Raw genomic sequence first — 22,148 nt, forward strand, 5'->3', positions numbered from 1 at the left:
CTCTCCTTGGTAGTTCTACGACGATGGGTGGTCGGTGTCGAACGCCGCGACGGTCTCGCGATCGGCGGACGCGGGGTGCTCGCCGCGCCAGAATGCCGACTCACCGGAAAGCCGAGGATGCGCGGGCCGAGGATGCTGCTGCATGCGGTCGAACCGGTCCAGCCGATGCATCGGCACGAATGCCATCAGCAGGGACCCGGCGAGCGCGTGAACGAAGTTACCGACGGTGCGCCGGGCGGCGGGGTCGGCGGCGTATCGGCGGGCGATGGTGAGGAAGTCTTCGGGCTCGACACCGGCGACATCACGGACGTGCGTCGTGGGACCGCCGACCTCCCAGGTTCCCAAGGCGTGCTCGGGAAGATAGTGGCGCAGACTGGATTCGAAGAACATGTCGGCTTTCAAGCGCTTGGCGTCCATCCGTACGGCGCGCATGAACATCGACCGCGGAACCTCGACGTGCCGCACCCGTCGGCCGACGGCCTCGCCGATCGCGTCGGCGATCTCGGCCGCCGACAACAGCGTCGGTCCGGTCGGCCGGTATGCCTTGCCGTCGTGCCGGTGGGGGTCGAGCAACCCACCGACCACGACACGGGCAATGTCCTCGTTGGAGGGCGGCGCGTTGCGGCCCACCCCAGCCGGCATCGGGAATACCCCGAGCAATGCGGCAGTCGGGACGAGTTTCAGGTAGCTGTCGGCGAAGAACCCCGGATCGACCGCGACATGGGCGGTATCCGGGAGTAACTCAAACACTTTGTCGGTCAGCCAATGCTGCCTTGTCATCAGCGACGGATGCTCGGGGCTCGCCAACCACTGCCCCAACGCGACCACCGCCTCCACGCCCGAACGTCGCGCGGCCACCGCGAATGCAACAGCGCTGTCCAGCGCGTGAGGGTGGTACGGGGGATTGAAGAACACCCGGTCGACCCCGGCCATCGCCGTCTCGACCTGCCGGTAGTCGAACTTGTCGGCCACGACGACCTCCGCGCCCGAGGCCCGCAGCCGGGCGCTGCGTTCATCGTCTCGATACACCAATGCCCTAGTCGGCACGCCCTTTTCCACCAGTTGAGCGGCGACCGCGCCGCCGATTTTGCCTGTCGCCCCAGTAACCAGCACGCAAGCCTGTGCCATCGGATTTCCTTCCACATCAGGTAGCAATCTGCGAACCAGCGAAGTAACCACTGGTCACATTCAGAGTGTGCCCACCAATGTGACCACTGTCAACACTGTGGGGTTGTATGCGATCCTTGACCCCATGAGCTCAGCCGAGGTTTCTCCGGATCGCCGAAGGTCCTATCACCACGGCTCGCTGCGCTCGGCCCTGATCGACGCGGGCATTGCGCTGGCGCGCGAGGGGGGACCCGACAGTGTGATCCTGCGAGAGGCCGCCCGGGCCGCTGGGGTCTCGCACTCGGCCGCCTATCGCCACTTCGCGGACCGCGAGGCACTGCTCGCGGAGGTGTCGCGCCACGCGCGGAGCGAACTGGCCGCACAGATGCGCCGAGGCGTCGATCGCGCCGCCGATCCCATCAGCCGGCTTGGCGCCGTCGGGACCGCATACGTCGACTTCGCGCTGACCCAGCCCGGGCTGTTCCGCACCGCCTTCGGTTCGCACCCCATGGCCGGCGGCGACGACAAGCGCGATCCACCGACTACACGCAAGGTCGAAGCCCAGACCGACAGTGCGGAGCCTTACGAGATCCTCAGTCAAGTTCTCGATCAGGCGCAGTCCGCCGGCCTGCTGGACCCGAACCGCAGGCCCGGGGCCGCGATTGCCGCTTGGTCGGCCGTCCACGGACTCGCCAGTCTGCTGGTTGACGGCCCCTTGCCCGCCACCCCGGCCGACATCGATTTCGCGCTCGGACAGGTGCTCGACCTCGTGGCACGCGGCTTGCTGAAACAACCGCCGGCACCGTCGGACAACGCATCCGACGGGCAGGAGGAACGACACTGAACTTCGGATTCGCCGATGCAACCGTTCAAGCCCGACTGGGCGCGTCTCTCGAATCTGTCATGATCATGATTCGGAGCTGCGCCTCGGATGGTGCAGTTAACAGTTTCCGCTCGGGTTAGTTGTGATCGGGATTGTCTGTGTGGCGGTCATGGTCATCGCGCCGTCTTTTGCTCGGTGAGCTGGGCTTCGAGGTCTGCGGTGCGACGATCGTGGAAGCGCAGGTTCGACCGTGCGGCTTGGAGTCGCTCATCGAGGGCGCGGTTGTCGTTGGTGAGTTGTCGGACGCGTTGTTTGAGGGTGGTGTTCTCGGTCGTGATCCGTTGGATCGATTCTTCGGTCCATTCAGCTTCGAGGTCGCGGATGCGGCCGAGGAGTTCACCGATGCGCTCGCGTTGGGTGAGGATTTCGGTGTTGGCGGCTTTCAACGCGGATTCGGCGTTGTGTGCGCGTTCGCGCCAGGTCGCTTCTTTCGGGTGTTGGTGTTGGTGGAGTGGGGTTGTGTGGCTTCGGTTTTCGCCGATTCGAGTGCGGTTCGGGCGTCTGGGTTGGTGTAGAGGTAGGTGCGGGACACGCGTGCGTGGCGGACGATGGCGGCGGCGCTGACTGGTGTTCGTTGCCGACGCAGCTGCGCGATGGCGGTGTGGACGCGGTCGAGCGCTGCTTGGCTGTCGCGGCGGCGGGCGGCTAGCGCCGCGGCGGTGCGGATGGTCGCGGTGGCAGTGCTCACAGGTCTGTTCCGTCCTCGAGTTCGTGGTTGTCGGTGTCGGCAAGGTCGGCGGGTCGGAAGCCGATCGACCAGACGCGGTGGAAGTAGTCCTGGGGTTTGCGCAGATCCAGCTCCAGGGCCTGGTCGGGCCGAGCCCGGCCAGTGCTTTCTCGAGGCCGTCGATCGCGCGGGCGGTGGGCTCGAAGTACTGGTGCAGGTAGTCGGCGGTGGCGTCGTCGGGCGCGCCTTCGGCGAGCTGGCGCCATTGCTCGCGTTTGCGCTGCCAGTAGGGCAGGTCGGCCCCGGACAGGACCAACTTGTCGCAGCTGTGGCAGTTCAGGTTCCAGGGGCAGTTTCCGCCGTTGACGACCGGTTGGAAGGTGCAGAACCCGCCCTCGGCGGCAGAGCTGCGCCGCGACAGGTCGATCGCCAGCGTTTGGGCCTGCTCCGCGGTCATCGATTCGGCGCTGCTGGTGAGAAGTTCGCCGGGGTTGGTGGTTCCAGGGCCGGCGACCCAGACGTGGGCGAGGATATCTTCGAGGTCCGAATTCGACAGGTGCACATAGTGTTCGGCCATGCGATCGCTAACGTGGCCGAGGTAGGTGCGGATGTGGGCCAGCGATGCTCCGGCGCGGAGCAGGCTGGTGGCCAGGGAATGACATGCTTGTGGGGCTCCCACTGTCCGACGTCGAGAGATTCGACCCAAGGGTTGAAGTGATTGCGGAACCATGTGGTCGACAACGCCCTGCTGCCGTCATGGTTGCGATTGGGAGTGGGGAACAATGCCAGGCGAGCTCGTTCGTCGATGGTGGGTCGGCGGCCGTGGCTGATGGTGAATTTGTCGAGGGTTTTGTGCTGGCGTTCGCTCAGCCGCTGGTAGACGCGCTCGGGGATGCGGATCGCGGCGTCGTAGTTGCCGACCTTGGTCTGGTCGTGCCAGAGCATCGGCAGGGTTCCGTAGCGGCCCAGACAGTCCAGGCGCAGGTTGGTGACCTCGCTGATACGGCGACCCGTGGCGATGATGGTCTCCGGTAGTGGCGGCGGTGTCGGGCGCACAAACCCAACGGTGATTCGGCCGCTTGGGGGCAGACCGACACCAGGCAGCCACTGTACGTCGGCAACGGTGTCTGCTGGCTGACCCACGCTGCGAAATCAGCCTTCACGCCGATGGCGTCGCGGTGCAGATCCCAACGGCTCGCGTGTGTGCGACACAGCTCGAGACTGGTGCGTTCGGCGGGCCGGTGCTGACATATGCAGCACAGCAGTTCCCGAAGACGGGCCATCCGCGCCAATGGTGTTGCTGTGGAGATGAATTCGACCTTGCTGATACCGCTAGCCCGCGCATGCCGCCACTGTTCGGCGTGGCCGGTGCAGACATCAGCACCTCCATCGGAAGACCATTCGCAGCCCGCGACAACGCATCGCCAGCGGAAGACCTGGTCATCGCGGTCAGGATCTCCAGCCGGTCGCGCCCGACGCGGTCGGGCCGGGCGCATCGGACGTGATGCAATCCGGCACCCGACTCGATCACTGCTGCCCCGAGACCTGACGCAGGGCGGCATCGAAGGCCGGATCGTGCACGTCCACGTACCCATAGACCTCGTCGACCATCGCCGCCGACGCCCACCCGCCCGCATCGCGGGCGATCATGGCATCGCGCGCCGAATTCACCACCGCCATCAGCGCCTCTCGCGCTCCGTCGGGCAGCATCTTCGGGTGCCGTCGCCGCGGCCCAACCGGCGCCAACGGGTTCGCGGGCAACGACGTTGTCGTGTGCCCCAGGAAGGAGCGCCGCCGGTCCGCCCGCGTCGGTTACCGCTTCTTGTCCAGGCTCGCACCCAACTCCGGATTCACTCCCAGCACAGCCTGATGCAGATAGAAGCCCTTCAAACACGACGCCGTCGCGCTGAGCGCGGCATCCCCGTATGGACTTGGATACGCCAGAGTATTGCTGGAAGTCACGCGGGCGGGCTTCTTCGTACACATACTTGCCATAGTTAGCAACTTGCTAGCGACATCACGCCTCCAGAGCCACGTCGCCGGATTCGGACCAGTCCCCGGCGAGGAACTCGTCGAATGTTCGGGCCTCGCGTCCGGTCAACTCACGGACCGTGTCCGTTGTCGCCGCCAGCGCGCCGCTCGCCACATAGGCGAACAGTTCGGCGACGTCGGCGGCGAAATCCGCAGGCAGTCCCTGCGCGGTAAGCCGGGGCACGAATTCGGCGGACGGCAGGTCGAGGTAGCGAATGGTCCGGCCGAGCGCGGCCGACAGTTTGGCTGCGATCTCGGCGTGGCTCAGCGCCTCCGGGCCGGTGAGCACAAAACTCTCGGTTGCCCTCTTCGGTGAACGCGCCTGCGCCAGTGCGGAAGTTCTGCATAAAGCCGCTCGGTTGCAGCAGCACCCAGTCCAAACCGGACGACCGCAGGTGCTGCTCGATCTCCCAGTGCGCACCCTCGGCGAGCTTGCCGCCCCGCCTGGCCCCCTGAACGCGGCTACGTGGCCGCGCGAGCACGCCTCTCCCCTACAGTCCGACCGCCTGGTCGCATTCACGATGGACGGCCTGCTCATCGCCCGACCGGAGCAATCGGCACCGTAGTGAGCACGGTCAGCCCTTGATTGGTTATGTACGAACGATCAGGACAGCGCCCGCGACAACCAGGGCGAGCACGACGGCGGCGATGCCGTAGGTCAGTCGGTGGGTGCGCAGGGCCGGGATGAACTTGTCGACGGCGTAGCGGCCAGGACCGGTGAGGGCGAGCGACGTGGCGCCGAGGGCGAGAATCAGTTCGTATTCGATGCCCTTGGCAGCGAAGAAGCCACTGCCCCATTTCACGGCGATCGCATTGAGCAGGGTGCCGACCAGCGCTGCCGCGGCGAGCGGGGTGAGCAGGCCGACAGCCAGACCAAGCCCGCCAAGGGTTTCGCTGAGTCCGGCGACTACGGCCATGCCCTTGCCCGCGGGGTAGCCGCTCATCGCGAAGAACTTGCCGGTGCCGTCGAGGCCCCCGCCGTTGAACCAGCCGAACAGTTTCTGGGCGCCGTGTGCGGCCATGGTGAGGCCGACGGCCACGCGCAGCACCAACAGACCGATGTCGTAGGTCAGGGTGGGTGACGTGGCGTCGACGCGCGGTGCGGGAGCGGTGACGGTCGCGGTCAGGTGGGGCCTTTCGGTCGTGGGTCGAGGTGGATCAGCCGAGCTGGATGGATCGCCGGGACATGCCGAGCCAGTAGCCGTCGATCACGGTGCGCTGGTTGGCCAGATCGTCCGCACCGGCACCGAGTACGACGAAAAGTGGTGCGAAATGGTCGGTGCGCGGGTGCGCGAGATGCGCTGCGGGAGCCTTGTTTTCGAAGTCGAGTAGCGCGTCCAGGTCGTGCGCGGCCAGGGTTTCGCGACCCCAGTCGTCGAACTCGGCGGTGAAGCCGTAGACGTGCTCGTCGTCGGCGGTCAGGGCACGCAGGTTGTGCGTGAAGAAGCCGCTGCCGATGATCAGCACACCCTCCTCCCGCAGCGGGGCGAGTCGCCGGCCGACGTCCATCAGCCGCTGCGGGTCCAGCGTGGGCATCGACAGCTCCAGCACCGGGACATCGGCATCCGGGTACATCTCCTTCAACGGCACATAGGCGCCGTGGTCCAGCCCCCGGTCCGGGACGTCGACAACGGTGGCGCCGGGGCCGCCGAGCAGCTTGCGCACCTTCGCCGCCAGCTCCGGCGCGCCGGGTGCGGCGTATCGGACCTGGTAGTAGTGCTCCGCGAAACCCCCGAAGTCGTAGACCAGTGGCACCGTGGTGGTGGCGCCGAGCGCGATGGGCGCGGCCTCCCAGTGCGCGGAAATCATCAGAATCGCTGTCGGCCGGGGCAACTCACGCGACCACTCGGCCAGCTCGCCCGGCCACCGCGGATGGTCGGCCAAGGGCGGAGCGCCGTGCGATACGTAGAGCACCGGCATGGATCCTGTCATGCTGTTCTCCATCCAAGTAGTTCAAATTTGAACTCAACTCGGACTATAGCTCGTTGTTCAAATTTGAACAACCCGGATAGGCTACGGTACGTGGCTGATGCGAGATGGCTCAACGAGCGGGAGATGCGAACCTGGCAGGGATTCCTGGCGGCCGGGGCGCTCGTGGGCCGAGAGGTCGAGCAGCAGCTCAAACAGGAAGGGCTATCGCACACCCAATACGAAGTCCTGGTCCGCCTCGCCGCAGCGGCGGACAGCCGCTTGCGAATGACCGAACTCGCGGATGCGCTCTACACATCCAAAAGTGGTCTGAGCTACCAGGTTAAGCAACTCGAGAAGACCGGCCTGGTCCGCCGCGAGGCATGCGACACCGACGTACGCGGCGTCATCGCCATCCTCACCGAAGATGGCCGCCACCGCCTGGAACAGATCGCCCCCGGCCACGTCGAGACCGTCCGCCGCGTCCTCATCGATGTACTCACCCCCGACCAGCAGACCGCCATCGCCGACGGCCTCGGCGCAGTCGCCCAACGACTGATCTAGCGGCGAACTCGCACGACATGGCATCGCTCGTGTGGTAGCTCGACTAGTGGACACAGCGGCACCACAGAAATCGCCCCTTGCTGCTGTGAGCAGATCTGCTCACAGCAGCGAGGCCACGGACGCCCGGAACGCGGTCTTTTCTGGCTCTTCTCGCCGCTGCCCGGCGAGTCTTATACTTTGCCTACCTCCATCGATCTAGATGTAGGAGATCGTGGGTCGGGAGATCGGCGAGATTTCTATTCAACAGGGCAACTAGCGGCGAGAGTCCGGTACGCAGATCAGATCGTCGGCTTTTCACCGAATTCCGAATCGCGAGAAGCGATGTCGGCCGAATTGCCAAGCAGCATTCGTCAATACTTCCGCGGCATGCGCCGCACAGTGGAAGGAAGACCGATGAGCACGACTTTGGAAGAACTACGCGCGCAGGTGCGCACGCCTGTCGTTACCGCGGGCGCACCGGGGTACGACGAAGCACGGACGATCCACAACGGCATGTTCGATCGACATCCGCTGGTCATCGTTCGGGCCGAGCAGGTCGCCGACGTCATCGCTGCGGTGAACTTCGCTCGCGACGCGGACCACGATCTCTCGATCAAGGGTGGCGGGCACAGCGCACCCGGGTTCGGCACCAACGACGACGGAGTCGTCATCGACTCGTCGCTGATGCGCTACGTTCACGTCGATCCGATATCTCGCACGGCACGGGCCGGGGCCGGGGCAACCTGGGGAGACTTCAATTACGCGACACACGCGTACGGGCTGGCGACGACCGGCGGGATCGTCTCGACCACCGGCGTTGCCGGACTCACCCTCGGCGGAGGAATCGGATACCTGTCGCGCGCATACGGATTGACGATCGACAATCTGCTCTCGGCCGAGGTGGTAACCGCAGACGGGCAGGTCCAGACCGCGAGCCCGAAGGAGAACGAAGACCTCTTCTGGGCGCTGCGCGGTGGCGGTGGAAACTTCGGCGTTGTCACCTCGTTCGAGTTCCAGCTGCACCCGGTCGACGAGGTCTATGTCGGCCTGTTCTTCTTCGAACTCGAGCACGCCGGTGCGCTGCTGCGATTCTTCCGTGACTTCATCCCCGATGCGCCCGAAGCCTATGGCGCGTTCCCCGCATTTCAGATTGCCCCGCCGCTGGAGTTCATCCCCGCCGACCGGCACGGCGATACCTTCTGCGCCGCGGTCGTGCACTGGGCCGGACCGCTCGACAAGGGCGAAGAAGCAATGGCGCCGTTCCGCGAGTTGGCACCCAGAGTCGCCGAAATGGTCGGGCCGATGCCCTATCCAGCGCTGAACACCGCATTCGATCCACTCTTCCCCAAGGGAATCCGCAGCTATTGGAAGGGCAGCTTCGTCACCGAATTGACAGACGCCGCGATTGAACAGCACCTGGTCTACGGGCCGAAGGTGCCCGAGGTGAGCGCAATGATGCACATGTATCCGATCAACGGGGCATGCCACCGAGTCGCGGCCGAGGACACCGCGTTTGCCTATCGCGACGCAACGTTCGCGACGGTAATCCTGGCCGCCTGGCAAGATCCTGCCGTCGACGCGGAGCGCATTCAGTGGGTACGCGACTACTACAACGCGACATCGCCGCATTCCGAGCCGGGCGGATACATCAACTTCATGGACGACGACGATCGGTCCCGGGTGCACGACAATTACCGCGGGAATTTCCAACGTCTGGCCGACGTCAAACGAGCCTACGACCCGGACAACCTGTTCCACTTCAATCAGAACATCAGTCCGAGCGAATGACCGATCTCGTCTCACGCGCGCAGGCAGTCCGTTTCGACTAGCTCGCCCTGGCGACGCGCAATCACGGCATGCAGTTGGAAGGCATGTGGTACGACATCACGCCCATCGGCATGCACTACCTGCTGATTCATTTCGATATCCCGGACATCGACGCATCTCGCCGGGTTCCAGCAGGCGGCGGCGTATCGCTATCAACAGGACGACGACGATCCAGAGACCCGAATGCGATAACGGACCACCCGGTGAGTTCACCCAGCATCGCCGATGTCGAACTGTTCGAACCGCTCGGCGATACCGGTGATACGCCGCTGCAACTCGATCAGTTCGACAAGATCCCGGTTGACCGATATCCCGACTTCCTCGGCTGCCGCCACGGCGCGAACCGCGTCGGCGTGCGCGGCCGACACCGCCGCGCGCAGTCGAGCCGACACCGAATCCGGGAGCTGCCGCGACCGAGGCCCGCCCGCGCCGATCGTCATCACTGCCACCAACCGCGGCAATCAACGCCGCGATCCGCGGCTCGCCGAGGTGCCAACACCCAGTGGCCCGTGTACGTACTCCAATCCGGCATGCTCATGGCGCCGGTTCCAGACTGGCCTGCACCGCGGGCAGTGTGAGGATCATCGTGAGGCCGCCACCCGGTGTGTCGTCGGGTGTCAGTGAGCCGCCCATCGCCTCGACGAGACCGCGTGCCAGAGCAAGCCCCAGGCCGATACCGGTGGTGTTGTCCCGGTCGTCGAGGCGTTGGAAGGGCTGGAAGATGCGCTCCTGGTTGGACAGTGGGACACCTGGCCCATGGTCGATCACCCGCAGTTCGATCGTCGCGCCGAAGGCACTGGCGGTGACCAGTACCCCGCTGCCGTCCGGCGCGTAGCGCAGGGCGTTGCGGATGATGTTGTCCAGTGCTCGATCGAGCAACACCGGGTCCACCAACGCGTCCGGCAGATTCGGTGCGATACCCACATGCACCGAATCCGCCGTCTCCCCGAGCGCCCCGATAGTCCCCTCGAGCAGCGCGGAGACGCCGATCTTATGCGTGGCGATCCCGAGCGCGCCGGCCCGTAATCGGCTCAGATCGAGCAGGTTCTCGACCAGGTGATGCAGTTTGCGAAGGGATTCGGCGGCGATGTCGACCAGCACATCCCGCTGCTCCTCGTTCCAGCGCATTTCGTCGCTTTGCAGACTGTCCACGGCAGCCGTGGCCGCCGCGAGCGGTGTGCGAAAGTCGTGACCGACCGCGTTCAGCAGTGCGGTACGCAACCGGTCGGCCTCTTGCAAGGGGCGAATCTCCTCGGCGGTTTGCCGTAACCGCTGCCGCTGCAGGGCCGCCACTGCCTGAGCGGCGAATGCCTCCAGAATCCGTCGGTCCGAGGAGCCCAGGACATGGCCCCGCAAAACCAGCACCAGATCGTCGTCGATCCGGATGGCGGTGTCGCCGTCGTCCGGGCTCGTGCTGGCGCCCGCGCCCGCAGCGACCCGCCACCGCTGTGGCTCGCGTTGTCGCGCAGGTGTTATCGGCATACCGGGCAGCCGTTCCAGCAGCGTCACCGCCTGCAGGGTGTAGGTGTGCCGCAGCCGGTCCAGGATCGCGTCGGCGGAGTCCGCGCCACGCACCACGCTGCCGGACAACGTCGCGAGCACGGTCGCGTCGGCGCTGGCTTGCGCTGCCTGTTCGGTCCGTCTGGCGGCGACATCGACCACCACACTGACCGCCACCCCCACGACGAGATACACGATGAGGGCGAGCACATTCTGCGGATCCGCGACAGCGAACGAGTGCAGCGGTGGCGCGAAATAGTATTCGAGCAGCAGAAATCCCGCCACGGCCGACACCAGTGCCGGATACAGCCCGCCAACCAGGGCCACACCGACCACCGCGACCAAGAACAGCAGGATCTCGCTTGTCAGCGACAGCTCGGTCCGCAGATTCGCCAGCAACGCGGTGATCAGCGGCAGGCCAACGGCCGCGAGACCGAATCCGGCCGACCGGCGGTGTCTGGTCAGCGCGGTGGTCTTGCCGTTGCGGCGGCCATGTCTGGTGCGTTCGTGATTGACCGTATGGATGTCGATCGCCCCGGACCGTACCGTGGTCTCACTGCCGACGCCGGGGGCGAGCAGCTGCGCAAGCCGCCCGCGGCGCGAAGTGCCGAGAACGAGTTGGGTGGCGTTGACGGCCCGCGCGAATTCGAGCAGCGCGGCGGGGACATCGTCACCCACCACCTGGTGATAGGTGCCGCCGAGACTCTCGACCAGCCCCCGCTGACGTTCGAGATGAACCGGTGCCATCCGGACGAGCCCGTCGATGCGGGTGACGTGCACCGCGAGCAGCTCCGCGTGCGAACGCGCGGCGATCCGGGCGGCCCGGCGGATGATGGTGTCGCCCTCCGAACCTCCGGACAGGGCCACCACGACACATTCGCGGGCCTCCCAGGTCGCGGCGATATTGTGCTCTGCGCGGTAGCGCGACAGCTGCTCGTCGACCTTGTCGGCGACCCACAGCAGTGCGAGTTCCCTTAGCGCGGTGAGGTTTCCGACTCGGAAGTAATTGCTGAGGGCCGCGTCGATGCGCTCGGGCCGGTAGATGTTGCCGTGCGCCATCCGGCGACGCAACGCCTCCGGCGCCATGTCGACGAGCTCGACCTGGTCGGCACGGCGCACCACCTCGTCGGGCACGGTTTCCCGTTGCGCGGTACCGGTGATGTGTTCGACGACGTCGTGGACCGATTCCAGATGCTGGATATTGACCGTGGAGATGACGTCGATACCGGCGTCGAGCAGCTGCTCGATGTCCTGCCAACGCTTCTCGTTCGCCGAGCCGGGGGTGTTCGTATGCGCCAGCTCGTCCACCAGCACGACCTGCGGGGCCCGACGGATCACGGCGTCGGTATCCATTTCGGCGAAAATGGCGCCGCGGTATCCGACTTCGCCGCGAGCGACAACCTCCAGCCCTTCCATCACCGCGTCGGTGTGGATGCGACCGTGAGTTTCGACCAAGCCGATAACGACGTCGGTGCCGCGCAACGCGCGCCGGCGACCTTCGTCGAGCATCGCGTACGTCTTGCCGACTCCTGGAGCGGCGCCGAGGTAGACGCGGAATTTGCCTCTCACAAGCTCTTCTCGTGTGTCACCGATGTGGGTTCGCGGCACACGCGGAACATGCTGGCCCGGTGCGTCACGGCAACAGCATCCAGCCGTGCCAAAACCATCCTGACCGGCATCAACGCCATACTCACCCAGTCGGCCGAAATCCTGACATTCCGTTTACACCTACGGAATGACGCGGCGTCAGTATTCGGTGGTTTCAGTGTGGGAATCTCGCATCAATCCGCACTCGATCCCCACCCGCGCGGAAGACCATGGCAGTCACGAGGATGACGAGGCCACGATGATCGTCGGACGGTGCCGGATCCGCGCGGGCAGGACAGTGGCTGGCCAGCGATCTCGCCCCGGTGTGATTCTGCTGGTGGCCAACGACCGCGGCGATGGTGTAGGCCAACAGCCCCGCCCGTGACCGGCTGGGCCGCACGGCGAGCCGACTCGGCCACCTGCCCGATGGGATCACCCCGCGCCACATCCTGGGTCCGGGCCCGGTCTGCGGCCTCGGTCTCACCGTCGCGTTGTTCGTCACCGAACTCGCCTACTACGAGCCGGCGCTCATCGAACACGCCGAACTCGGAGTCCTGGCCGGTGGCGCGCTCTGCAGCGGCGGCGCCGTCGTCGTGCTGACCGCCCGAAGACCACCCGACTGTGGATGCGTGCCGCCGTCGGACTACCAGCCGTAGATCGAGAAGGGTGCGCTGTGGCCGATGTGTTGAATTGCTGTACGGCAGTAGCCAATCATGTGGTCCGGCAAGGCATCTGGTGTGAACTACTATTCTCTGGGGTTCGCCAGCGTTGCGCCCGCGGTCCTTGCTCGTAGCGAGGGTATTCCTGAACCGCTTGTTGTGCAACAGGTGTCGTGAAATGCGTCGGACCGCTTGTCGGCTGCAGCTTGGCCCCTGGGGGTCATCCACTCCAGCGTGCTGTCGTGGGCCAGCGGCCGGCCTGGACCTGTGCCTGCACATGATCCGCCGCGACTACGGCTCGGCCGTCGCCGCCCACGCCGCCCGACTGTCGGTCATGCCCCTGGAACGCGAAGGCGGACAAGCACAATTCATCGTTCACGACTACGCGCCCACCCCCCAGGGCTCTGTCCTCGAACCAGTGCTCGCCTGGCTGCAGAACAACCTGGGATCCGAACTCACCCTTGCCGACATCGCCGCCCACGCCGGAACCAGCACCCGAACCCTGATACGCCGATTCCGCGAACAAACCGGTACGACCCCGCTCCAGTGGCTCCATCGCGCCCGCATCCGCCAGGCCCAACATCTACTCGAAACCACACACCACTCGGTCGAACGCATCGGCGCTCAAGTCGGCTTCGGCTCATCCACCGCCTTCCGCGACCGCTTCAAGAAGACGACCGGCGTCAGTCCCCACACCTACCGCCGCACCTTCAGCTGACACCCGGCTCAGCGCGCCGGACTCGACTTCGACACCATCCGGCCGATCCGAGAGATCAGATCGAGCAACGAGTCCGCGCCCTGCTCGGCGAACTCGGCATCACCGGTTGACCCGGGCCGCACGTCCGCGGCTACGACCGGCCATTGACGCTGAACACTGTGCGGCCCAGAGCAGCAGCCGGATAGGGTAAAGAAGAACGCCATCCGACCGCCCGACGACGAGTTGTGCATGATGTGGCTGAACAGCACATCGGCAGGCACGATCGTCACCCCGATTTCCTCGGCCGCCTCGCGGATCAGCGCGTCGATGACAGATTCGCCGGCCTCCAGGTGGCCGGAGGGCAGGTGCCATGCACCATCCTCGAAGCCGGTGTTGTGGCGCCGACCGAGCAGCACCTGGGTCCCGTGGCGCAGCAGCAGATGGACGTCACCGATTACCTGGTGCCGCAGCGGCCGAGGCGCCGGGGTGTGGTCGGTTGTCGTCGCGCTCACCGATAGTCTCCGTTCGATTCGGTTGGTGAACGGGCCTTGTGCCGGGTAGCGGGCGAAGCGAACCGAGCCCAATCTCGACGAGCGGCAAGAGTGACGGAAAGGGCTCGACGATCGAGCTTTCCACGCGGTGTGCGCGGCAGGCTCTCGACTGTCAGAATCTGGACCGGCATACTCGGGCTCGGCAGCGTCGCGCGTAGGTGGCGCCAGATTTCGTCGGCGCTCGGGGCGTCGCCGTTCACCACGATCGCGGCAGCGGGCGCCTCGCCCATTCGCGCGTCGGGCACTGCGATGCAGGCTGCTTCCGCGATGCCAGGTATCGCGGTGAGCGCCGCCTCGACGGCGGCGGGTTCCACGTTGAGCCCCGCCCGGATCAGCATGTCACTGTCGCGGCCGAACAGCTGTAAATGGTTGCCGCACACCTGGCCTCGGTCGCCCACCGACATCCACCCGTCGACGGGTCCGTCCACCACACCCTCCTCGGTGAGGTAGCCGTCGAACAGCATGTCGCTGCGCACGAACACCAGCCCGTCGCGGATCTCCGCCTCCACGCCGTCGAACAGTTCACCCGCCGAATTCTCGTCATCGGGACCGAGTCCGCGATCGAACGACACGAAACTCAATTCGGACGCACCGTAGAAATGCACGAGCGACGCGTTCGGCAAGATCTCCTGCAAAGCTTCACGTCCCGTGCGCGGCCACCGGGCCGCCGAGGACAGCACCTCGCGGACGCTCTCGACCGGACCGATCCCGGACCGCACCACGTCCCAGGCAATCGTGGGAACCGAATACAGGTGCGTCACACCATCTTTCAGAGACTGCGCGACCGGCCGCAGATCCACTGTCGCGCCTCGTGTGAGGGCATGCAACGCGCCGTACAGGAAATGCGTGTGATCGAGGACGCCGGGCACCGAGACGCGATCCCGACCGCCGATGTCGAACGTGGCGTCGGATCGATCGAGAGTCGTTGCCCACGATCTTTGGTTGCGCACGAACAGCTTTGGTTCACCGGTGGTGCCGGAGGTGATGCCGACCAGCAGTTCGGTGTCGGGGTGCGTGCGGCCGACCGGACCGTCGGACTCCAGCGCGGCAGCGGTCTGAACCTCTCCGTCGAGCCCCAGTCTCCGCAACCGCCGGTGCTGGTGCGGCGCCGCGACGACGGCACCGGGCTTCGCGAGCTCGAGCGCCCTGGCCAGCTGATTCGGCAGCAGGTGGCGGTGCAGCAGCACGACGCTGACACCGGCGTGCACCGCCGCCGCCACGACGACCAGCGATTCGATATCCGATGTGGGCAGCACGGCAACCCGGTTCATGCCGTCGAACCCCGCGGCTGTGCGGCTGACCCGCGACCAGAACTCGCGATAGTCGACGCTCTCGCGACCGGAAACGACGGCTGTCGACTCCGGGTGCTCGGCGGCCCGTCGGGCGATGCGCTCGGCCAGCAGCTCAGTCATCGTCCACTCCCCTCGCGGCGAGGGCGTCACCCATCGCGTCCGCGATGCGCAGCGCCCGTACCAGCACGGGCGTGACCAGCGCCGTCATCGACCATTGCAACCCGCGGGCCCGCCGGGCCTCGGCGACGTCGTGCACGATCCCGGCCAGCAGCGGGACACACCGGATGGCCAGCGCCAGCATCAACCCGATCCGCTCGGGATCGACCCCGACCCGCCGCAGCGGTCCGAGCCCGCGCGTCACGGCGTCTAGCATGTCGGTGACGCGGGTGGTGAGCGTGACCAGCGCCGCGAGCGCCACCGAGATCAGCAGCACGCCGCACACGACGACTGCCCGCGCGGGCGAGGTGATCAACACCTGGAACGCGGCGATGATCAGTAGCATCCATACCATCGGACGCAGTTGGGCCAGAACGACTTTCAACGGAATACGAGCCACGGCGAACAATCCCGCCACCACCACACCGACGATCAAAACCTCGAGCGGGCCACGCACGAACACTGTGGCGGTCACAATCGACACGATCAACAGCAGCAGTTTCAGCCCGGCGGGCATCCGGTGCAGCAGCGAGTCGCCCGGACGATACACGCCGATCATTCGACCGATGCCCGGTACGCGGGGACGGCGTCGGCGGGGGTTCCGTCGAACGCGACGAGACCGTCATCGATGACGATGACACGTTCGAAGCTGTCCAGCAGCGACAGTTGATGCGTAACGACGATCACCTGCTGGTCCACCGAGTCGAGTGCATCGGCGACCACGCGGGCGTTGCGCAGATCCAGCAGGGTGGTCGGCTCGTCGGCGACGATCACCTCTGGCCTGCGGATGAGGACCGCGCCGATGGCGAGCAACTGCTTCTGACCGCCCGACAACAGGTGCGAGGGATGCTCGGCATGCTCATCGAGCCCGAACCGAACCAGCATCTCCTCGACGCGCGCCGCGATCTCCTGCTTGCTCAGACCCGTTCGCCGCAGCGAGAACGCGAGATCTTCTGAGACCGTTGGCATCACGATCTGGGTGTCGGGGTCGGTGAATACGAACCCGACCTTGCGCCGCACCTGCGCGCCCTTCCTGGCCGCGTCGGCGCCGTCGACCGTGACGGTGCCGGAGGTCGGCGCCAGCAACCCGTTGATCATGCGCGCCAGGGTCGATTTGCCGGAACCATTGGATCCGATGATGCCGACGCGGCGCTCGCTGATGCGAAGGTCGATGTCGCGCAGTACTTTTCGTTCCCCGAAGCTGTGGCTTATCGAGTCGAAGACGATCTCACTCACGACACACGCTCCACGAGCATGGCGATGCCCTGCCCGCCGCCGATGGCACACGCTGCGAGCCCGAGTGCGGGTCCGCTCTCGCGCAGCATCTGACTTGCCAACCGCACCAACAAGATTGCGCCGGACGCTCCCCACGGATGCCCCATCGCGATGGCGCCGCCCTGGGGGCAGATCTTGGATTCGTCCAGACCCAATTCGTCCGACACCGCCAACACCACCGACGCGAATGCCTCGGTGATCTCGATGACACCCAGGTCCGTCGAGTCGAATCCGGTGCGCCGCAGTAGTTTACGTATCGCGGGCACCGGCCCGAGACCAGGGAACGCAGGGTCGGATCCGGCCACCGCGGACCCGAGGATTCGCAGTGCGGGCAGCCCCGCGGCCAGCGACTCACTGGTGACCGCCACCGCCGCGGCGCCATCGGAGATGCCACACGAGTTACCCGCCGTCGCGGTTCCGTCGACGCCGAAACTGGGGCGCAGCCGTGCGAGCCGGGCCTCGGTCATGCCCGCACGAATGCGTTCGTCGCGGTACACAGCGCCGATCGGCACGATCTCCGACGAGAAGTCGGCCGCCGCGGCGAGGGTATGCGAGCGCGCCGCATACGCATCCTGCCGCTCCCGGCCGATGCCACGGACTCGCGCGAGATCGTCGGCGGCCACACCCATATCGGGATCCGGAAAGCCTTGCGGCGCAAAGGGAGCGCGAGTGTATCGCACGGGTTCCGCGCCCGAGACCGGCGGCCAGAACCGCCACGGTGCCGTGCTCGCCGATTCGACTCCCCCGGCCAGAATGAGCTCGTCCGCGCCGCTGCGCACCCGCAACGCCGCCTGCATGACCGCGTCGAGGCCGGACCCGCACTGCCGATCGACGGTGACGCCGGGAACGTGCACGCCCATGCCAGCCTCTAATGCCGCGATCCGGGCGGGATCGCCGCCCGGCCCGAGGCAGTTGCCGAGGATCACATCGTCCACCTCGGCGTCGATGCCCGCGCCACGGAGCGACGCCAGCACGTCACGCAGGACCGGGGCGACCAGATCGGTCATTGTCAGATCGGCGAATCCGTGCCCGGCGTTGCCGATCGGCGTCCGACGCGGCGCCACCAGAACGGGGACATGGTTCATGTCAGCAAGTCTTTCAGCCGACCCCGCGCCACCTTGCCGTTGGCCGTCCGCGGCAGAGCAGCGAGCGGCACCCAGCGACGGGGCATGGCCTCCTTCGACAGCACCCGGCGTGCTCGCGACCTGACCTCGTCGATCCCGGCGATGCCATCGAGTTGCACTGCGGCCGTGATGGTCTCGCCGAATACAGCGTGCGGCGATCCGACGACGGCCGCGGCGATGACGCCATCCAGGGTCTGGAGAATCCGCTCGACATCCTCGGCGATCACGGTGGTGCCGCCGACATTGATCGCGAATTCGCCCCTGCCACGGACCGTCAGCTCGCGATTCTCACCCAGCTCCGCGAGGTCGCCGACGCCGAACCACTCGGGCGCTCCGATCACGCTGTAGGGGGAACGGACATAAAGCAACCCGCCGCGGACCTCGGCATCGACGCCGTCCAACAATCGAAGCGGCTCGGGAACCCGCCGCGACGCGACGAGTGAGACTTCCGCGGACCCGTAGTACTCGATGATCTCGATGCCGTCCGCCGCTGCTCGAGCGCCGTCGTCCAGGGCGATGCCCGCGACGATCACCGTATGCAGCTTCGGAGCGGTACGCACCACGTCACGCAGCACGGCGGGGACAGCATGGACCACCGTGGCCTGCGCCGGGTCGTCGGTGACGCACGCACCACGCCACAGCGCATGCAGCGCACCGAACAGATGCATGGTCGCGTGCAACGGGCCCGTGATCAGCACGTTGTCCGTTGCCTCGACGCCGGTGATCGTGGTGAACGCGGGGAAACTGTCGAACCAGGACGCCGCCGTCCGGGCGAGCGGCCGCGGGCGGCCGGTGGAGCCCGACGTCGTCACCAGCAGAAACGCCGACGGCGGAAAGCTCGGGCGGAGAGGACGCGCCTCGGGGTTCTCGACGATCACCGGCGCGCCCTGCCGCGCCGCGGCGCAGACGCAGATCAGTGCGTCCGGAACAGCAAGCGTCGATGCGTCGTAGACGAGCGCGTTCGGCCCGTGTCGATCGATCCACTGCTCGACCGCATCGTCGAGTTGCCCGTAGGTGTAGGTGCGGCCGTCGAAGTCGATAGCAGGCTGATCGCCCGCGCCGCCGAGTTCGGGACTAGGCACGGATCAGACCGGGGTATGCACGGTGCACTCCTTTGGCGACGACACTCGCGACGACAACTTTCGCCAGGTCGCCCGGAATGAACGCGAAGTTGGTGGTGATAGCGTGCCTGACCCCCAGATCGGTGCGGAGCAGCAGCCCGATGGTGCCGAAGAGGTAGATGATCAGGATTCCGCCGACCGCGTTGATCAGCAGACCGAGCACGATCGGGTATTTCGGCAGGATCCTGGCGGTCAGCAGGCCGATGAACAGGGCCGCGGGAATCCAGCCGATGAGGTAACCGGCACTGGGCCCCGCCAGCGCCGTCAATCCCGTGCGACCACCGGAGAGCAGCGGTAAACCGATCATCGTCAGTGCGAGGAAGACCACCACCGCGGCCGTGCCCTTGCGTCCACCGAGCACCGCTCCGGCGAGGATGACGCCGAGCGTCTGCACGGTGATCGGCACGCCGCTGAATCCGATCGTGATGGCGCCCGGCAGCCCCAACGCCGCGATCAGCGCCGCGAACACGGCGACCTGCGCCATGTCCCGCGCGGAAAAACCGACCCTCGACTCCCGAGAGTTCTCGACATCCGCCACGATGACATCCTTCTGACAAACTTGAACGACGTTCAAGATAGCAGGCCGAGCGTGGTGCCGAGTCGGCCGGTTCCCTCAGCCGTGGGCGTGGATTCGCGCCTGCACTTCGGGACGCCGCAATGGTGGAACGGACTTCGGCGCAACCTTGCGTTCCGGTAGTTGGGCCAGCAGTCTGCTCGTGGCCGCCGCGATCTCGGCGACGGCGGCGTCGACCGCCGGGCGGGTGGTAGCGGACACGCTGGACAATCCGCCCACTTTCCGGACGTATTGCAGCGCTGCGGCCTCGACTTCCTCGGGTGTCGCCGCCGGGTCCAGCCCGCGCAGGGCGGTGATGTTTCGGCACATGATTCGAGGCTAACGTGTATGCACGTCGCCCGCCCGGAGTCATATGCCTCCGTGCCCGTGTTCTCGGCGATGGCCTCGGCAATCTCCTCGAGGCTCACGGGTTTCGCGGTGGCGGCGTTGAAGATGTGGTGCGGCCAAAGAGCCACGACGGCAACGGTTTCGGAGGTCGTCATTCTCGTTGCAGGATCAGCCAGCGTTGTGCGTGGATCGGCTATTCACTGGCACGGGCCGACAGGTCGGTGCGAAGCAACCGCACCGTAGTGAGGGCTGATCCCGCTAGCGGGGCCGAACTCGATGTCACGGCCCGTCCTGATCGGGACCGGCGGACCACACCCCTAGGTGGTTGGTGTTAAACGAGGCCTTGTGAATCAGAGCCGGTAAATCCGTGGCGTGGGCGATGCCATGGAATGGTCCCTGGATGTGTGGGGACGGTGTCGGGATCATCTGGTCGCTCGGCGGATTGGTGGTTTCATGGGGGCGGGCGGCTGATGGGTCTTGACAGCTGCGGATATAGCTCTTGGCGGGGCCTGTCAGGCGGTCGCGGTTGTCCAGGTTCGGTCGGGGCCGCCGGCGATGCCGAGGACCGTGAGCCTGGCGAGGTTGATCGCGGCGGCGAGCAGGGAGAAATCGGCTGCGACTTTGTCGCGGCCGAGGACACGGGCGCGGCGACCACCGTGCTTGCGTCGCATCAGATGCCCGATCTTGCGTTCGACTTTCGGGCGGGTCGCCCGGTACTCGGCACGCCACGCGGGATCGGCCTGGGCGGTGCGGGCACGGACGAGTTGCGCCTCATACGGGGTGATGGTCACATTGCGCCCCTTGCTGGAGCTGGTGCACTGGGTCGCCAAAGGGCAACCGGCGCATGCCTTTCCGAACGAGGCAACCCTGTTCCCGGAATCCGCGGTGGCTGGGCGGATCGCCGCGGTGATCCCGTTGGGGCAGGTGACCGTGTCATGTTCCAGGTCGACGACGAAACGATCCTTGGCGAACCGACCGTCCCTCGACGCGGGGGGCTGAACCTTCGTCATGATCTCCGCGTCAGCGTCCTCCAACTCCTCGAGCAGCTTCCCCGCTCCATAAGCAGCGTCGCCATACACCGACAACCGTTGCACGGCAACGCCATCCGTATGACACTCGTCGCCGTCGGCGCGGGGTGCCCCACCGTCGCTGTCACCGCACATCTCGTCGATCTCGTCGATCTCGTCGATCTCGTCGATCTCGTCGATCTCGTCGGCGTCGTCGATCTCGTCGGCGTCGTCGACCTCTGTGTCGGCGCGGTGGGGCAGGTCCTCGGCGAGCAGGTCGGTGGCCGCGTCGACATCACCGGTGTTGCCCGGAGTGAGGCGTGGTGGCGGTGACGATCTCCGAATCCGGATCGACCGCGACGTGCCCCTTGTAGCCGTCGAAACCCCGCGCGGCGGTCTTGTGTCCATGCCGTGCCTGCGGATCCACGATCGAGATCACCCGATCCTTCGCCACCCGACGCGCGATACCGAACACCCCATCGACGTCCTCGTCGAGATCCTGACCGATCACCGTCGCCAACAACTTCGCGGCCTGGTCGATCCCCGCCGACAACTCACGCCCGTCCACCACCGCCAACAACGCCCGCGCGTCGGTGGCCAACGCGTCGACCAGCGCTTCCCGCGCCTCGGGGTCGTCGTAATCACAGACCGGTTTGCCCGCCGCCACATAGTCGTCGTCGCGACGCAACACCGACCGAAGCTCCGCCTCCAACGCCAGGTCCGCGACCCGCAACAACGACCGGATCGCCGAACGAATCAACGTGACCGTGTCCATCGTGGCCACCGCGTCATACAACGGCGTCGAGTCCAACACCCGCTTGCGGCCCACCAACCCCGCCGCCTTCGCCACCTCCAACACGGCTTCGAAGATCCGGTTCGGCCGATCCGAGGACGCCAACCTGGCCCGCATATCCACCAACACCGTGTGCACGAACCCCGGATAATCGAAATCCAAACCCCCCGCCGCGTACTTCCACCGCGCGTCGAACGCAAACCGGTCGGCCGCCTCCCGATCCGACAAACCCTCCAACCGCTGCAACACCATCACCACCGCCACGATCATCGGCGGCACCGACCGACGCCCCACCACGGTGAACAGATCAGCGAACATCTCATCCGGGAACAACCGGACACACTCCCGATGCAACACACCATAAATCGAGCCCGCCGCCACCCGACCCTCGCAGAAATGCACAGTCGACCGAAAAAGATCAGCCTGCCCCGGTGTCCGTCCCAACGTCACCCAGTCATTCAACTCGAGCCCCACCCAGCCGGTCAACGCCAGACGAAAAACACCAGCCACCTAGCGCGC

At 66.2% G+C, this 22,148-nt stretch carries 27 protein-coding genes and 1 pseudogene; 7 read left to right on the forward strand and 21 right to left on the reverse strand.

Annotated features, from left to right (window positions below; genetic code table 11):
• Positions 1-15 precede the first annotated feature (15 nt).
• Positions 16-1,128, reverse strand: coding sequence for an NmrA family NAD(P)-binding protein (locus ACV7NQ_RS00670; RefSeq protein ID WP_463357789.1), 1,113 nt, complete (start codon positions 1,126-1,128; stop codon positions 16-18).
• Between the two features lie 124 nt (positions 1,129-1,252).
• Between ACV7NQ_RS00670 and ACV7NQ_RS00675 the strand changes: the two genes are divergently transcribed.
• On the forward strand, positions 1,253-1,951 hold the full coding sequence (locus tag ACV7NQ_RS00675) for a TetR/AcrR family transcriptional regulator (protein ID WP_463357790.1): 699 nt from the start codon (positions 1,253-1,255) through the stop codon (positions 1,949-1,951).
• A 152-nt stretch (positions 1,952-2,103) separates the two neighbouring features.
• Here the strand turns inward: ACV7NQ_RS00675 and ACV7NQ_RS00680 are convergent, their stop codons facing one another.
• The 6 genes from ACV7NQ_RS00680 to ACV7NQ_RS00705 all read right to left on the reverse strand — a co-directional run bounded on the left by ACV7NQ_RS00680 (position 2,104) and on the right by ACV7NQ_RS00705 (position 4,977).
• A complete protein-coding gene (locus tag ACV7NQ_RS00680; RefSeq protein ID WP_463357791.1) occupies positions 2,104-2,376 on the reverse strand; it encodes a hypothetical protein in 273 nt (90 codons plus the stop codon).
• The gene (locus tag ACV7NQ_RS00685; RefSeq protein WP_463357792.1) at positions 2,373-2,678 is read right to left on the reverse strand and encodes a DUF6262 family protein; all 306 of its coding nucleotides are present in this window, start codon (positions 2,676-2,678) and stop codon (positions 2,373-2,375) included. The genes ACV7NQ_RS00680 and ACV7NQ_RS00685 overlap by 4 nt, the downstream gene beginning before the upstream one ends.
• 432 nt (positions 2,679-3,110) lie before the next feature.
• On the reverse strand, positions 3,111-3,713 hold the full coding sequence (locus tag ACV7NQ_RS00690) for a hypothetical protein (RefSeq protein WP_463357793.1): 603 nt from the start codon (positions 3,711-3,713) through the stop codon (positions 3,111-3,113).
• Positions 3,714-4,184: 471 nt separating this feature from the next.
• On the reverse strand, positions 4,185-4,367 hold the full coding sequence (locus ACV7NQ_RS00695) for a hypothetical protein (RefSeq protein ID WP_463357794.1): 183 nt from the start codon (positions 4,365-4,367) through the stop codon (positions 4,185-4,187).
• A 102-nt stretch (positions 4,368-4,469) separates the two neighbouring features.
• Entirely contained in the window at positions 4,470-4,619 is a 150-nt protein-coding gene (locus ACV7NQ_RS00700) for a hypothetical protein (RefSeq protein ID WP_463357795.1), read from the reverse strand.
• 55 nt (positions 4,620-4,674) lie between these two features.
• On the reverse strand, positions 4,675-4,977 hold the full coding sequence (locus ACV7NQ_RS00705; protein ID WP_463357796.1) for a hypothetical protein: 303 nt from the start codon (positions 4,975-4,977) through the stop codon (positions 4,675-4,677).
• Between the two features lie 70 nt (positions 4,978-5,047).
• Here ACV7NQ_RS00705 and ACV7NQ_RS00710 point away from each other — a divergent pair, with 70 nt between their 5' ends.
• On the forward strand, positions 5,048-5,254 hold the full coding sequence (locus ACV7NQ_RS00710) for a hypothetical protein (RefSeq protein ID WP_463357797.1): 207 nt from the start codon (positions 5,048-5,050) through the stop codon (positions 5,252-5,254).
• Positions 5,255-5,278: 24 nt separating this feature from the next.
• On the opposite strand, the gene ACV7NQ_RS00715 is transcribed toward ACV7NQ_RS00710, so the two are convergent.
• Together ACV7NQ_RS00715 and ACV7NQ_RS00720 are read right to left on the reverse strand one after the other, a co-directional pair.
• Entirely contained in the window at positions 5,279-5,737 is a 459-nt protein-coding gene (locus ACV7NQ_RS00715) for a DoxX family protein (RefSeq protein ID WP_463357798.1), read from the reverse strand.
• A gap of 109 nt (positions 5,738-5,846) precedes the next feature.
• Positions 5,847-6,620, reverse strand: a complete 774-nt coding sequence (locus tag ACV7NQ_RS00720) for a dioxygenase family protein (RefSeq protein WP_463357799.1) — start codon at positions 6,618-6,620, stop codon at positions 5,847-5,849.
• 90 nt (positions 6,621-6,710) lie between these two features.
• Between ACV7NQ_RS00720 and ACV7NQ_RS00725 the strand changes: the two genes are divergently transcribed.
• The gene (locus ACV7NQ_RS00725; protein WP_463357800.1) at positions 6,711-7,160 is read left to right on the forward strand and encodes a MarR family winged helix-turn-helix transcriptional regulator; all 450 of its coding nucleotides are present in this window, start codon (positions 6,711-6,713) and stop codon (positions 7,158-7,160) included.
• 393 nt (positions 7,161-7,553) lie between these two features.
• Positions 7,554-8,927, forward strand: coding sequence for an FAD-binding oxidoreductase (locus tag ACV7NQ_RS00730; RefSeq protein WP_463357801.1), 1,374 nt, complete (start codon positions 7,554-7,556; stop codon positions 8,925-8,927).
• A gap of 248 nt (positions 8,928-9,175) precedes the next feature.
• Here ACV7NQ_RS00730 and ACV7NQ_RS00735 read toward each other — a convergent pair whose 3' ends face one another.
• Both ACV7NQ_RS00735 and ACV7NQ_RS00740 read right to left on the reverse strand, forming a co-directional pair.
• Positions 9,176-9,406, reverse strand: coding sequence for a hypothetical protein (locus tag ACV7NQ_RS00735; protein ID WP_463357802.1), 231 nt, complete (start codon positions 9,404-9,406; stop codon positions 9,176-9,178).
• 94 nt (positions 9,407-9,500) lie between these two features.
• Positions 9,501-12,035: a sensor histidine kinase gene (locus tag ACV7NQ_RS00740; RefSeq protein WP_463357803.1), complete on the reverse strand. Its 2,535-nt coding sequence runs from the start codon at positions 12,033-12,035 to the stop codon at positions 9,501-9,503.
• 407 nt (positions 12,036-12,442) lie between these two features.
• Here ACV7NQ_RS00740 and ACV7NQ_RS00745 point away from each other — a divergent pair, with 407 nt between their 5' ends.
• Both ACV7NQ_RS00745 and ACV7NQ_RS00750 read left to right on the forward strand, forming a co-directional pair.
• Entirely contained in the window at positions 12,443-12,709 is a 267-nt protein-coding gene (locus tag ACV7NQ_RS00745; protein ID WP_463365476.1) for a Na+/H+ antiporter NhaA, read from the forward strand.
• A 247-nt stretch (positions 12,710-12,956) separates the two neighbouring features.
• Positions 12,957-13,430 (forward strand): annotated as a pseudogene (locus tag ACV7NQ_RS00750) (GlxA family transcriptional regulator); the annotation flags it as partial.
• Positions 13,431-13,438: 8 nt separating this feature from the next.
• On the opposite strand, the gene ACV7NQ_RS00755 reads toward ACV7NQ_RS00750, so the two are convergent.
• The 9 genes from ACV7NQ_RS00755 to ACV7NQ_RS00795 form a co-directional block, all read right to left on the reverse strand.
• Complete coding sequence (locus tag ACV7NQ_RS00755; protein ID WP_463357804.1) at positions 13,439-13,921, reverse strand: NUDIX domain-containing protein; 483 nt, start codon at positions 13,919-13,921, stop codon at positions 13,439-13,441.
• On the reverse strand, positions 13,918-15,372 hold the full coding sequence (locus tag ACV7NQ_RS00760; protein ID WP_463357805.1) for an AMP-binding protein: 1,455 nt from the start codon (positions 15,370-15,372) through the stop codon (positions 13,918-13,920). Before ACV7NQ_RS00760 ends, ACV7NQ_RS00755 begins: the two co-directional genes overlap by 4 nt.
• Positions 15,365-15,967, reverse strand: coding sequence for an energy-coupling factor transporter transmembrane component T family protein (locus ACV7NQ_RS00765; protein ID WP_463357806.1), 603 nt, complete (start codon positions 15,965-15,967; stop codon positions 15,365-15,367). The genes ACV7NQ_RS00760 and ACV7NQ_RS00765 overlap by 8 nt, the downstream gene beginning before the upstream one ends.
• Entirely contained in the window at positions 15,964-16,644 is a 681-nt protein-coding gene (locus ACV7NQ_RS00770) for an energy-coupling factor ABC transporter ATP-binding protein (protein ID WP_463357807.1), read from the reverse strand. Before ACV7NQ_RS00770 ends, ACV7NQ_RS00765 begins: the two co-directional genes overlap by 4 nt.
• On the reverse strand, positions 16,641-17,768 hold the full coding sequence (locus ACV7NQ_RS00775) for a thiolase family protein (RefSeq protein WP_463357808.1): 1,128 nt from the start codon (positions 17,766-17,768) through the stop codon (positions 16,641-16,643). Before ACV7NQ_RS00775 ends, ACV7NQ_RS00770 begins: the two co-directional genes overlap by 4 nt.
• Entirely contained in the window at positions 17,765-18,889 is a 1,125-nt protein-coding gene (locus tag ACV7NQ_RS00780; RefSeq protein WP_463357809.1) for a class I adenylate-forming enzyme family protein, read from the reverse strand. Before ACV7NQ_RS00780 ends, ACV7NQ_RS00775 begins: the two co-directional genes overlap by 4 nt.
• Positions 18,882-19,466 carry a biotin transporter BioY gene (locus tag ACV7NQ_RS00785; RefSeq protein WP_463357810.1) on the reverse strand — a complete coding sequence of 195 codons (585 nt, stop codon included), beginning with the start codon at positions 19,464-19,466 and terminating at the stop codon, positions 18,882-18,884. The genes ACV7NQ_RS00780 and ACV7NQ_RS00785 overlap by 8 nt, the downstream gene beginning before the upstream one ends.
• A gap of 75 nt (positions 19,467-19,541) precedes the next feature.
• Entirely contained in the window at positions 19,542-19,811 is a 270-nt protein-coding gene (locus tag ACV7NQ_RS00790) for a DUF2277 domain-containing protein (protein ID WP_463357811.1), read from the reverse strand.
• 530 nt (positions 19,812-20,341) lie between these two features.
• Positions 20,342-20,923, reverse strand: coding sequence for a transposase (locus ACV7NQ_RS00795; RefSeq protein ID WP_463357812.1), 582 nt, complete (start codon positions 20,921-20,923; stop codon positions 20,342-20,344).
• A 15-nt stretch (positions 20,924-20,938) separates the two neighbouring features.
• Here ACV7NQ_RS00795 and ACV7NQ_RS00800 point away from each other — a divergent pair, with 15 nt between their 5' ends.
• Positions 20,939-21,169: a hypothetical protein gene (locus ACV7NQ_RS00800; protein WP_463357813.1), complete on the forward strand. Its 231-nt coding sequence runs from the start codon at positions 20,939-20,941 to the stop codon at positions 21,167-21,169.
• On the opposite strand, the gene ACV7NQ_RS00805 is transcribed toward ACV7NQ_RS00800, so the two are convergent.
• Complete coding sequence (locus ACV7NQ_RS00805; protein ID WP_463357814.1) at positions 21,132-21,962, reverse strand: transposase; 831 nt, start codon at positions 21,960-21,962, stop codon at positions 21,132-21,134. The two genes, ACV7NQ_RS00800 and ACV7NQ_RS00805, sit on opposite strands and share 38 nt — an antisense overlap.
• Between the last annotated feature and the right edge of the window lie 186 nt (positions 21,963-22,148).

The sequence above is a fragment of the Nocardia sp. Tas62D01 genome (assembly GCF_055232035.1).

Excerpts from the sequence above, each read along its gene's own strand:
- ACV7NQ_RS00800 (WP_463357813.1), top strand. The coding sequence starts at position 20,939 with ATGACACTCGTCGCCGTCGGCGCGGGGTGCCCCACCGTCGCTGTCACC.
- ACV7NQ_RS00790 (WP_463357811.1), bottom strand. The coding sequence starts at position 19,811 with ATGTGCCGAAACATCACCGCCCTGCGCGGGCTGGACCCGGCGGCGACA.
- ACV7NQ_RS00720 (WP_463357799.1), bottom strand. The coding sequence starts at position 6,620 with ATGACAGGATCCATGCCGGTGCTCTACGTATCGCACGGCGCTCCGCCC.
- ACV7NQ_RS00760 (WP_463357805.1), bottom strand. The coding sequence starts at position 15,372 with ATGACTGAGCTGCTGGCCGAGCGCATCGCCCGACGGGCCGCCGAGCAC.
- ACV7NQ_RS00775 (WP_463357808.1), bottom strand. The coding sequence starts at position 17,768 with ATGAACCATGTCCCCGTTCTGGTGGCGCCGCGTCGGACGCCGATCGGC.
- ACV7NQ_RS00675 (WP_463357790.1), top strand. The coding sequence starts at position 1,253 with ATGAGCTCAGCCGAGGTTTCTCCGGATCGCCGAAGGTCCTATCACCAC.
- ACV7NQ_RS00670 (WP_463357789.1), bottom strand. The coding sequence starts at position 1,128 with ATGGCACAGGCTTGCGTGCTGGTTACTGGGGCGACAGGCAAAATCGGC.
- ACV7NQ_RS00765 (WP_463357806.1), bottom strand. The coding sequence starts at position 15,967 with ATGATCGGCGTGTATCGTCCGGGCGACTCGCTGCTGCACCGGATGCCC.
- ACV7NQ_RS00695 (WP_463357794.1), bottom strand. The coding sequence starts at position 4,367 with ATGCTGCCCGACGGAGCGCGAGAGGCGCTGATGGCGGTGGTGAATTCG.
- ACV7NQ_RS00735 (WP_463357802.1), bottom strand. The coding sequence starts at position 9,406 with ATGACGATCGGCGCGGGCGGGCCTCGGTCGCGGCAGCTCCCGGATTCG.
- ACV7NQ_RS00730 (WP_463357801.1), top strand. The coding sequence starts at position 7,554 with ATGAGCACGACTTTGGAAGAACTACGCGCGCAGGTGCGCACGCCTGTC.